This is a genomic window from Reichenbachiella agarivorans, assembly GCF_025502585.1.
Taxonomy (GTDB): Bacteria; Bacteroidota; Bacteroidia; order Cytophagales; family Cyclobacteriaceae; genus Reichenbachiella; species Reichenbachiella agarivorans.
In genome coordinates, this window is sequence record NZ_CP106679.1 from 1070007 (window position 1) to 1082369 (window position 12363).

Annotated in this window: 8 protein-coding genes and 1 tRNA gene; 4 read left to right on the plus strand and 5 right to left on the minus strand. The window is 43.2% G+C overall.

Annotated features, from left to right (window positions below; all coding sequences use genetic code 11):
• The first annotated feature begins 47 nt into the window (after positions 1-47).
• Positions 48-611: a hypothetical protein gene (locus N6H18_RS04525; RefSeq protein WP_262310646.1), complete on the plus strand. Its 564-nt coding sequence runs from the start codon at positions 48-50 to the stop codon at positions 609-611.
• On the opposite strand, the gene N6H18_RS04530 is transcribed toward N6H18_RS04525, so the two are convergent.
• Positions 608-1471, minus strand: coding sequence for a universal stress protein (locus tag N6H18_RS04530; RefSeq protein WP_262310647.1), 864 nt, complete (start codon positions 1469-1471; stop codon positions 608-610). The two genes, N6H18_RS04525 and N6H18_RS04530, sit on opposite strands and share 4 nt — an antisense overlap.
• A gap of 66 nt (positions 1472-1537) precedes the next feature.
• A complete protein-coding gene (gene asnB / locus N6H18_RS04535) occupies positions 1538-3409 on the minus strand; it encodes an asparagine synthase (glutamine-hydrolyzing) (protein WP_262310648.1) in 1872 nt (623 codons plus the stop codon).
• 262 nt (positions 3410-3671) lie between these two features.
• On the opposite strand from asnB, the gene N6H18_RS04540 reads away from it, so the two are divergent.
• Both N6H18_RS04540 and N6H18_RS04545 read left to right on the plus strand, forming a co-directional pair.
• Positions 3672-3745: transfer RNA gene (locus N6H18_RS04540), tRNA-Ala, on the plus strand.
• Between the two features lie 127 nt (positions 3746-3872).
• Positions 3873-4319 carry a KTSC domain-containing protein gene (locus N6H18_RS04545; protein WP_262310649.1) on the plus strand — a complete coding sequence of 149 codons (447 nt, stop codon included), beginning with the start codon at positions 3873-3875 and terminating at the stop codon, positions 4317-4319.
• A gap of 118 nt (positions 4320-4437) precedes the next feature.
• Here the strand turns inward: N6H18_RS04545 and N6H18_RS04550 are convergent, their stop codons facing one another.
• Entirely contained in the window at positions 4438-5607 is a 1170-nt protein-coding gene (locus N6H18_RS04550) for an AIR synthase related protein (protein ID WP_262310650.1), read from the minus strand.
• A 192-nt stretch (positions 5608-5799) separates the two neighbouring features.
• Here N6H18_RS04550 and acs point away from each other — a divergent pair, with 192 nt between their 5' ends.
• Positions 5800-7695, plus strand: a complete 1896-nt coding sequence (gene acs, locus N6H18_RS04555) for an acetate--CoA ligase (RefSeq protein WP_262310651.1) — start codon at positions 5800-5802, stop codon at positions 7693-7695.
• 68 nt (positions 7696-7763) lie between these two features.
• On the opposite strand, the gene N6H18_RS04560 is transcribed toward acs, so the two are convergent.
• Entirely contained in the window at positions 7764-10709 is a 2946-nt protein-coding gene (locus N6H18_RS04560) for a ligand-binding sensor domain-containing protein (RefSeq protein ID WP_262310652.1), read from the minus strand.
• A 74-nt stretch (positions 10710-10783) separates the two neighbouring features.
• A complete protein-coding gene (gene amaB / locus N6H18_RS04565) occupies positions 10784-12328 on the minus strand; it encodes an L-piperidine-6-carboxylate dehydrogenase (RefSeq protein WP_262310653.1) in 1545 nt (514 codons plus the stop codon).
• Positions 12329-12363: the final 35 nt, after the last annotated feature.

Sequence of the window (12363 nt, forward strand, 5' to 3'; positions counted from 1 at the left end):
CTACGAAATCGAGATTTCTACTAAATTGCGTACAAAATTATCTGTTCATGAACATTAGCCGTCTGATAGCTGTCTTAGTAATAAATACCCTATTATTCTCCTGTCTCTCTAAAGATGAGATCGTCTCAAAAGACGACAGCCAACTGGCTCATCTCGACTCTCTGGTCACCTTGCAATCCATTGGGTTGCTAGGTGAGCGTATTCACAAAACGGCAAACATCAATGGTACTACCGAATCGAAAGCAGTGGTGGCTGACTCTATTTTTGTACAAGGTGAATTCAAATCACTATTCAGCAAAAAATTCGAAAGGGTATTTACCAATGGTGCTTATCTCAAAACTCAATCAAATGGTGAATATATCTACACCAGAAAAGACGGTGAGAACTCTGGGCCTTTGACCCTCAGATTAACTTTTGACAGTAGCGACCGACTCATCAGATTGATCTACATCGAGACCAAAGACAACTATATCTACCAGACTGAAAACAAAGGTGTCTTTGAACTAAACCCCAACACGGGGCTAATCACAAACTACGAGCTCAGCGGTTTTCAAAAAATCATTGGGCTTGATAAAAACGAATACAAAGTTACTGGTGTAGTTCAGTCTTAGATTTTGAGCAAGGCATCAAAAAATCCAATGCTTTCGTTTTTGTCCTTGACAACCAAGCAAGGCACATCTTCGTCATAGTGTACCAAGCCAACAGCCGTACTGGCCAGCAACATAGAAGCAGCTTTGGTTCTGCCTTTGGAAGCTATGATGATCAAATCGACATTCTTTTCCTTGGCCATCTCATAGATGTTGTCTGAGGGTTTTTGATCCTCGTCCAGCGTAAAAACCACCTCAAATTTGCTCTCATCCAGTTCATTCTGCTTGATGAACGTCTCGTACTCCTTGACCTTGTTCTTGCGCATGATCTCAGCAAAATCCTCATAAGTTTTGCCGGTGCTGCTGTAGCCATTTGGCACGAAATATACGTGTTGCAGGAAGATCTCGATATCGGTGTGCTCTTTGATCCTGATAGCGGTATTGATTGATCGCAAAGAATCCTCCGAAAAATCCAACGGGATCAACACCTTGGATACATCGTACTTAGCCGTAACAGGCACCAGCATGACGGAGCATAGCGAGCCATTCAGTACGCGGGTTGCCTGAACACCCGTTGAAACCGACCGAGGTTTGATACCCATCAAGACGAGATCGATCTCCTTCAATCCCTCCCAACTTAGAATATGATGAGCCCCAGTTCCTTGAATAACCAATACTTCTTTCTCACAATCTGAATCAAAAAAAGTGTTGACCTTTTCTTGTAGGTTATGTTTGATTGACTGATCCCCATTGGTCTCAGCTACGTGAATAAATGTCGTCTTGGTGTTGGTGAAAAAACGCGCCATCATTGCGCTGTATTTCAGCAAATGGTCATCTAAATTGGTTCCATCTAGACAGACTAGAAGATTGTTGAGGTTCAGCATTTCGCTATTTTTTTATTCCGAAATAAAATTAAGGCAATTCGGTAGGATAACAAGTCCAAGCCAAATTTAAAAGTGCTTCTCTTGCCATTTTTGAAAAATGTAAAGCGCCCAAACATGAGCATGGCTATCTTCTGGATTGCCCGAATACATCTTGGTTTTGAGTTTTTCCACAGCAGACCAGTTAAATATCTTTCCCGCTTCGATTTTGTCCCGGTCAAATAAGGTGGCTGACAACTCCGAAGACAGAGAAGTCTTGAGCCAATTCAATAACGGCATCTCAAACCCCTTTTTGGATCGGCGATAAAGCTCCTTGGGCAAAATGTCTCTGTAGGTATCCTGCAAAATCTTTTTTCTCATCTGAGCATTGATTTTGTACTCGACAGGCAAAGAGTGTACAAACTCGACCACCTCGTGATCCAAGAAAGGCACACGAACTTCCAGACCAGACGCCATCGACATGAGATCGACCTTCTTCAACATATCATTGGGCAGGACAAACTGCGTATCCATGTACAACAGATCGTTGATGTCACGATAGCCATCTAAATCTTGCATCCACTGCTCTCGCATGTCCGACCCAGCGAATGAATCCCGCATCATGTTATCCGCATACTCTTGACTAGCCAATGATGCCAAAAACCAGTAGCGAGATTTTGGTTTGAGCTGGCGAGCTTGATCGTAGCGAATCACTTGACGCATCCGATTGGACAGCTTACCAGATCTGGATTGTGGCATGAGTTCAGCCACAGGTCGTGCCAATGACATCAATTTGTTCAAGCTACCTTTGGACTCCATCTTGAGCCAGGCTGCATGTTTGTTGTAGCCAGAGAATATCTCGTCCGCTCCATCACCCGAGAGAGCGACCGTCACATGCTCTCTGGTTTTTTTGCTCAATATATATACCAAGAGCGCCGACGAGTCGGCAAAGGGCTCATCTATATGATCTACAAACGCAGGCATGTGCGACAATATCTCCTCATTGCTCAGTTTGAAAGCTGTGTGATGGGTCTTGCACTTCTTGGCAACTAACTCTGCATAATGTGTCTCGTCAAAAAACGAATTCCCTTCAAAACCTATTGAAAAAGTCGACAGCTGATTGGTGTGTCTCGCCGCTATACTCGTGATGACACTGCTATCAATCCCACCACTGAGGAAAGTACCCAAGGGCACGTCCGCGACCATTCTCTTCTGAACCGACTCCTCCATCAGCTGAGCCAATTTCCTTTTCGCATCCTCATAGGACAGGTTTGATGGACTCGGATGGCTTTGTAGTTCGTAGTAATTACTTTTCGTTACTTGTTTGCCTTTGATCTCCAAACATTCGCCTGGCATGAGTTTTTTCACTCCCTTGATCATCGTCAGCGGAGCTGGTGTGTAATTCAGTTGCAGATAATAATGCAAAGCCTCATTGTCGATTTTGTAATCCAAGCCATAGGCCAAGATCGCGGACATTTCTGAACCAAAAAGCAGCTTAAACTCATCTTGGAAATATAGCAGCGGCTTGATGCCCAAACGATCCCTTGCTATAAAAAGTGACTGCTCAGAGGTATCGTATATCGCCAAAGCAAAAAAACCATTCAGCTTTTGCAAACAAGCCTTTCCCTCTTGGGCGTAGAGATGCATGATCACCTCTGTATCTGATTCGGAGTGAAATTGGATGCCCTTGGACTGCAAATCTTGGCGTAACTGGCGGTAGTTGAAAATCTCACCATTGAAGACCATCACATAGCGGCCATCCATGATCTGCATCGGCTGATGCCCGTCTGCACTGGTATCGATGATAGACAGACGGCGATGTCCCAAGCCCACCAAATGATCATTCCATATAGCATGGTGATCTGGTCCCCTATGAGCCAAACACCCTGTTGCTTTATCCAGATTGTTGATCTGAATTCTACCCACCTCATTGAAAGCCCAAACACCGGTAATCCCGCACATAAAATAGTGATATGATCTACCGCAATAATAATGAATGATCAAGAAGTAAAAGTCAAATGCCTAAAAACCATTTTCTACCTCACACAATTTTGAGCAGGGAATTGAAACCTTTGGCTATCTACAGATTATCGAAGAAAATCAAAATCTACAAATCCCTAGCCAATGTTCTGATACCTTTAGGAGTAAATTGAAAAATAAGAATATATTTGCGACCCTATAGAAATAGCGAAAGGTTTTGTCATAAATCAAGAAGCAAAAATATGGGGAATTAGCTCAGTTGGCTAGAGCGCTACGCTGGCAGCGTAGAGGTCATCGGTTCGAATCCGATATTCTCCACACCCAAAGGAAGTCATGACTGGCTTCCTTTTTTCCTCTTTATTCGCCAATCACTCTTTTGATATCCAAAAACACTTTAGAACTTAATAATCACTAGCTTTGCGGCTGGATAAGAAAAAGACCGTTTATGAAACGTATCGCGGAATACAGAAAGCTGTTCAACGCAGCAGCAAACACAGACCTCAAAGAACTCAAGACAACCTACAGAAACTTGGTCAAAGAATGGCACCCTGACAAATTCCAAGACGAAGCTGAAAAAGCGGAAGCAGAACTAAAAAGTCAGAAAATTATTGATGCCTATCACTTCCTCGTGAGCATCGCACCTGAGACCAAAGAGGCCAACTTAGCTGAGTACACGGTCACCACGACTGAGTCAGGCATTGCAGATTTCAGACACAAAGGATTGTTGCTAGAGGTATCCTTCATGGACGGCACCACCTACGAGTACTTTGGCGTCAACAAAAACGTTTATTCCAAATTGATCAACGCAGACAATCAATACCGCTTCGCCAAGAGAAACATCTTCAATTCCTTCTTGTACAGAAAGTCTAAAAGAGATCTAGAGAAAGCTTAATTTCTCAACGTGTATCGCAATACACGAATGAAAAATCAAAAACCCATCGTTCTTCATTGAGCGATGGGTTTTTTAATGCCGTAGTGAGGTCTGTGAGTCACAGGCCAAATAAAATACCTTACTTCAAATATTCGAACTCGCCCTTTTCAGACTTAATGGTTGCTTTGGTGATGTTGGATGATTCTACACGACCGATGATTTGTGCAGGGACACCAAATGATTCTGAGATCGCAATGATCTCTGAAGCGAGTGATTCTGGTACGTAAAGCTCCATACGGTGACCCATGTTGAATACCTTGTACATTTCTTTCCAATCTGTCCCACTTTCTGCATGGATCAGTTTGAACAGTGGAGGGATTTCAAAAAGATTGTCTTTGATCACATGCACGTCATTGACGAAGTGGAGGACTTTGGTTTGTGCACCTCCACTGCAATGAACCATCCCATGGATTTGTGATCGATAGTTTTCTAGTATTTTCTTGATGATCGGCGCATAAGTTCTCGTCGGTGACAACACGAGTTTCCCCGCATCAAGTGGCGAGCCATCTACCTTGTCTAGCAGATCTTTGCTCCCAGAGTATATCAACTCTGCTGGCACGGATGGATCAAAACACTCTGGATACTTCTCCATGTATTTTTTAGCAAAGACATCGTGGCGAGCAGAGGTCAAACCATTGCTCCCCATGCCGCCGTTGTACTCTGTCTCATAGTTGGCCTGACCGTACGAGGCTAATCCCACAATCACATCACCCCCTTTGATTTTTTCATTGGTGATTACATCGGCTCTTTTCATGCGACCGATGACAGTACTATCCACCACCACGGTTCTAACCAAGTCACCCAAATCAGCCGTTTCACCTCCTGTAGACTTGATATCGACACCATTGTCACGGAGCATCTGGAGGACTTCTTCGGTACCTTCGATCAGTGCAGTGAGCACTTCTCCAGGGATTAGGTTTTTATTCCTTCCGATCGTAGATGACAGCAAGATATTATCCACAGCACCTACACAAAGCAGATCGTCTGTATTCATGATCACAGCGTCCTGAGCGATCCCTTTCCAAACAGAAATATCTCCCGTTTCTTTCCAATACATATAGGCCAATGAAGACTTGGTTCCCGCACCATCTGCATGCATGATATTGCAATAGTCCTCACTGCCGCCGAGCATGTCTGGGACGATTTTACAAAAGGCATTAGGGAATATCCCTTTGTCTATGTTTTTGATGGCGTTGTGTACATCTTCTTTTGAGGCAGATACGCCTCGCTGCATATATCTTTCGTCCATGGTATCGAGCTATGAATTATGCCACAAAGCTAATAAACTATCTCTTTTCACTCTCTGATTCTAGCAAGTTCATTGTCAATCCAATATTGGACATTAAGCATCATTTTATAGCTTCCTAGCTAATAGTTTCTGTGATTTGATCTAAAAGAAAGTATATTTATTTGATTAAAAAATGAGACTAAATAATTATCCATGTTAAGTAAAGTAGAAAACCTCAGTGAATACTTTTTGGCTTATGAAAAGAGTGTAGCCAACACCGATACGTTTTGGGAAAGAATCGCTAATCAGTTTTACTGGAGGAAAAAATGGGACAAAGTAGTAGAGTCAGATTTTGAGGAAGCCAAAGTAGAATGGTTCATCAACGGCAAACTCAACATCACAGAAAATATCTTGGAGCGACATCTGTTCACCATCGGTGACAAACCTGCCATCATCTGGGAACCTAATGATCCTAAGGAAGCAAACGTCACACTCACCTATAGACAACTGCACGAAAAGGTCTGTCAGTTTGCCAATGTACTCCTCAAAAACCAAGTAAAAAAAGGAGATCGGGTTATCATTTACATGCCTATGATTCCTGAGGCAGCTATTGCTATGCTGGCATGTGCCAGAATCGGCTCAGTTCACTCTGTGGTATTTGCTGGGTTCTCTTCTACTGCCTTAGCCGATCGTATCAACAACTGCGAGGCAAAAATAGTCTTGACTTCAGATGGCAATTTTAGAGGCTCCAAGTCTATTGGGGTAAAATCAGTAGTAGATGAGGCACTAGAAAAAACCAAAACCATAGAGAAGGTAATCGTAGTAGAGCGCACCAAAACGCCTGTTACCATGAAAGCTGGCAGAGATCTTTGGTGGCATGACGAAGTAGCCAAAGTAGATAGCATCAACAAAGCTGAGGAAATGGATTCAGAAGACATGCTCTTCATCCTCTACACCTCTGGCTCTACAGGTCAGCCCAAAGGCGTGGTGCATACTACCGGAGGCTACATGGTATATACCCAATATTCTTTCCAAAACGTGTTTCAATACAACACCGATGACGTGTATTGGTGCACAGCTGACGTGGGTTGGATCACAGGTCACTCCTACATAGTCTATGGACCATTGCTGACTGGTGCAACAACTATCATGTTCGAGGGTGTACCTACCTATCCCACGCCTGGGAGATTTTGGGAAATTGTGGATAAATACAAAGTCAACCAATTTTATACAGCTCCAACAGCCATCCGTGCTTTGCAGGCATTCGGACTCGATCCAGTGACGCCTTATAAACTAGATTCGCTCAAGGTATTGGGCACAGTCGGTGAGCCTATCAACGAAGAAGCATGGCACTGGTACCACGACCACATCGGCAAAGGGAAATGCCCGATCGTAGATACCTGGTGGCAAACAGAGACAGGAGGAATTATGATCTCACCTTTAGCAGGTTTGACCCCTACCAAGCCAGGTTATGCGACTTTACCCTTACCAGGCATCCGACCCGTCATTGTCGATGCTGATGGCAAAATATTGAAAGGCAATGGAGTCAAAGGCAATCTTTGTATCAGTCATCCTTGGCCATCAATGATCCGAACGACTTACGGAGACCATGAGCGTTGCAAAAGCACTTATTTTTCTACATACAAAGGGATGTATTTTACAGGAGATGGGGTCAAAAGAGACGAAGATGGCTACTACCGAATCTTGGGACGAGTGGATGATGTGATCAATGTCTCGGGACATAGAATGGGTACTGCCGAAGTAGAAAACGCCATCAACGAGCATCCAAAAGTCATCGAATCTGCTGTGGTTGGTTATCCTCATGATATCAAAGGCCAAGGCATCTATGCCTATGTGATCTGTGATATGGAAGGACGTACCGAAGAAAACCTCAAGGAAGAAATCCGTGCGACGGTCAACAAGATTATCGGACCAATAGCCAAGCCTGACAAGGTTCAGATTGTATCGGGATTGCCAAAAACCAGATCTGGAAAAATCATGAGAAGAATCCTCCGCAAGGTAGCTGAAAATGATACTTCAAATCTTGGAGATACCTCTACACTCCTAAATCCAGAAGTAGTAGATGAGATCATCAAAGGGGCGCAGTAACATACCTTACATAGACCACCTAAGGCGTATAAGAAACTCAGAGAGATTGATCCAATCCTCTGAGTTTCTTATACGTCGTCTTTCAAGTGTTCATCGATTTCGCTGCCCATACTGCGGGTGATTTCATCCATTTCTCTGGATGCTTCTGCGACTTTTTCAATCCAAAATTCTCTCTCTGTCAATTCTGACTCCTTCTCAATCAGATTCATCATGCCCATGATTCTTGTGAGAGGCCCTCTGACACGATGAGCATTGTCAAAGGCAAATTTGGTAAGCTTCCCATTTTTTTCTCTAATCTTTTGGGTACGAATCTCCACAAGTTCTTCGAGCTTTTCATTCATGGCATTGAGTGCTTCATTGTAGGTGCGTAGCTCTTCCGCTTGATCAGTAATCGCCTTGTTAAGTTCTTCCAACTCTCTGTTCTTGTCACTCAATTCAGAGGTTCTCATTTTGACCATGGTACGGAGTTCTCTTTCTCTGGCAGACAACTTATAGGTTCGCCACCGTACATAGCCCATTACACAGAGTATGAGTACAAATACACACAGCATGACTGCCCACCAAGTACGCCACCAGGGTGGCAAAACGGTAATTGAGATCATGGCAGGCTGCTCTTGCCAGACGCCATCATTGTTGGCTGCCTTGACTTTGAAAGTATATGATCCTGGGTTCAAATGTGTGTAAGTCACTTCCCTTTGGTTGCCGACATAGTTCCATTCTTCTTCCATTCCTTCCAACATATAGGCATATTGATTGAAGTCAGGTCTGGTAAAATTCAGCGCAATGTACTCAAGAGTAAATCTCCATTGGTCAGGATGAAAGATCAAATCAGGAGAAACAGCTATGTGACTCTTCAATAAAGCTGTAGAATCACCAACTTGGACACGATTGTTGAAAAGTTTGAGTCCAGCCAAATGTACGTCTGGTTTGTATCGATTGAAAGGAATATTCAAAGGATCAAAAAGATTGACTCCTTCGGATCCTCCTACATAAATGAGGTTTCCCTTGGTCAGCATTATGGTGTTTTTGGTAAACTTCCCTCTTTGCAAACCATCTCTCACCGAAAAATTGAGAACCGAGTCTTTGACAGGGTCATACTTGCTCAACCCTAATGTAGTTGCTAACCAAAGATTCCCCTTCTGATCTTCTATGATTGATCTGATATCTGTCGTTGGTAATTTATTTCTGAGCACGAATTCAAAATTCATGGTGGTAGGATCCACCTCAATCAAGCCAGAAGAAGTAGCACAATAAATACGGTGGTCTTTGTCCTCATATATCTGAGATACCCAATCACTCGCTATATCTAGCACGTCTTCAGTTGTAAAATTTAGTCCTTCAAACTTACCCATCTCCTTGTTTTCATATCTCAGAATGTACAAACCCTTTGCCTCACCTCCAACCCAAATATTTCCTTGACTGTCTTCAAAGAGCGCATACACCATATTGCTTTTGAGTCCATATTCATGGGTTGCATCATAGCGATAACTTCTGACCTCACCTGTACTTTTATTGATTCGCTGGAGACCGTTAGAAAAACTAGTCCCCCATATAAAACCATCACGGTCTTCGATCAAGGAAAAGATACTTTTCAATGAACTATGAGTTGGTTGAAATCTCTTAACATCTCTGGATTTTTTGTCGATGATGTTGATTCCTCCATTCCAAGTTCCTATCCAGATAGATTGATCAATATCTAGCATACAAAGGACAGCATCGGAAGAAATTGAATTTTTGACTTCTTCATCCAGTCTCAAATTATCGATTTTCATAGTGGCGGGATCATATATATTGATACCACCACCATCGGTTGCTATCCATATTTTACCAGATTCATCCTCATGAAAATCTCGAATGATGTTACTACTTAGTGTTTGACTTTTATAATTTGACTTCATCAAATGATGAAATTTGTGCAGCATAGGGTCTGCCACATCTACTCCTTCGAGCGCTGTGCCTACCCACAGTCGATTTTGTCGATCTTGATACACGCACCTCACTGAGATATTTACAATAGAATGGGGTTTGTTATCAGGAATATAGCGATGAAATCCATTGAAGCTATCATCATAAAGATGCAATCCGCCATTGTCATTGCACACCCATATTCTATTTTCCCTATCCAGATAGATCGACTCGATATAATCATTGTATAGGGAATTTTTATCACCCGCAATGTGTAAAAGTTGTCTTTGCACTTTCGGGTGCTCCCCATTCAAATTCATCTCAAAAATTCCATTCTCAAGAGTCCCAACCCACAAAACACCCTCCCTCACTATCCTGAGTGTAGTCAGCTGCTGTACAGTATCCTCCTCATTGTTGAGTAAAACAACAGAGCGAACTTCCTGAGTGTCCAAATCAATTATATTCAATCCTTTGGCATAGTGTCCTATCCACAACCGATTATTATCTTGATCCAGCAGGAGGCTTTTGAGTGCTAAACTATTGAGGGAATAATTCTTTAGTGGAATCTCGCCATCTCTTTTAAAATAGGGGGTTAGTTTTTCTGTTGTATAATCATAGACCAACAAGCCTTCGGATAGACTGGCTATCCATACTTTTTTTCTCACCGTATCTTCCACCATGTCCAAAATCACATTTGGATTAGCTTGCTCTGGGAAATACTCGTTCTCTAAAGTCACGGGGATCAACTTGTCAAGTTCCCTGTTGTACCGAAACAGGCCATCAGTAGAGCCCATCCACAAGGTCCCCTCATGATCTTCCATCAGGCATTTTACCCTACTGGAATTGATAGAACTAGAATCTCCATTGTTCAAAAACAGTCGGTAATTGACTCCATTGTATCTGTGTAGCCCGTTTTCGGTGGCTATCCACATATAGCCCTTGTGATCCTGACAAAAGCCAGTAATCTGATTGTTGTGCAGCCCCTCCAGATGATCGAAGTACAGCTTGGGAGCCTCAGGAATTGCTGCTTTTTGAGCAATAGCAAACATGCTACTACCCAAAATGACTAGCAGTACCAGAAAAAAAAGATGCTTTTTGATGTCAAACAACTGATACTAGGCTTAAGTGCTTTCTAATATAAATAAAAAGCACTTAAGCCAAAGGAGAATTTTGGATATACGAATTAAATTTCAAACTTGATACCCTGTGCCAGAGGTAGCTTGGTAGTGTAATTGATGGTGTTGGTCTGTCTTCTCATGTACACCTTCCATGCATCCGAACCAGATTCTCGTCCACCACCTGTTTCTTTTTCTCCGCCAAAGGCACCACCGATTTCAGCTCCCGAGGTTCCTATGTTGACATTGGCTATCCCACAATCTGATCCAGCATGTGACAGGAATTGCTCTGATTCCCTCATATCGCTGGTCATAATTGCTGAAGACAGGCCTTGTGGGACATCATTTTGCAGAGCTATGGCTTCATCCAAATCTTTGTAGCGGATCAAATACAAAATAGGGGCAAAGGTTTCATGCTGTACGATTTCAAATTCATTCTTAACCTCAAAAATGGCAGGTTTGACGTAACACCCAGATTCATACCCCACACCCTTGAGGACTTCTCCATCTACAATCGTTTTAGCACCTTCTTCTTTGGCTTTTGTGATGGCTTGCTGGTACATATCCACCGCCAATTGATCTATCAGAGGACCTACATGATTCTTTTCATCCAGCGGATTGCCTATTCTTAGCTGGGCATAGGCCTTCTTTAGCCTGGCTGCTACATTGTCAAAGATCTCCTCGTGAACAATCAACCTCCTCGTAGAGGTACAACGCTGGCCGCAGGTACCCACCGCACCAAATACGGCACCAATGAGAGACATATCCAAATCGGCATTTTTAGTAAAAATGATGGCATTGTTCCCTCCCAATTCTAGCAACGCACGCCCGAGTCTTTTGCCAACAGACTCACCTACTGCCTTGCCCATGCGCGTAGATCCAGTCGCTGATATTAGGGGAATCCGAGTATCTTGACTCATCAATTGTCCAATTTCAGCATCTCCCACAATCAAATTACTCACACCCTCAGGTACTTGATTCGCCGCAAAAACTTTAGCAGTAATTTTTTGACATGCAATTGCTGTCAAAGGAGTCTTCTCGCTGGGCTTCCATACTGTCACGTCTCCACATACCCATGCCAACGCAGTGTTCCATGCCCATACAGCCACTGGGAAGTTGAATGCGGAAATAATCCCAACCACACCCAGTGGATGGTACTGCTCATACATCCTATGACCAGGACGCTCTGAGTGCATGGTCAACCCGTAGAGTTGGCGAGACAATCCGACTGCAAAATCACAGATATCTATCATTTCTTGTACTTCTCCTAGACCTTCCTGATAGGATTTCCCCATTTCATATGAGACCAATTTACCCAATGCCTCTTTCTTTTGGCGCAGGGCATCTCCAAGTTGACGGACTACTTCGCCACGTTTTGGTGCTGGCACTTGACGCCATTCGGCAAAGGCCTTTTGGGCGGTTTCTACGACTTGTTGGTAGCAAGCCTCATCGGACTCTTGCACTTGGCCTATCAACTGTCCATCTGCTGGAGAGTGAGATGAAATATTGCCTCCACCAGACTTCAACCATTGACTTCCCGTACTAGAACCAAGCTCGATATTACTCAATTCAAGGCTTTGAATCGCCTCCTTTATTCCGTATTGATCTGACATGTTTTTGGGTATTTGTGTTTAGACAAATCTATGAA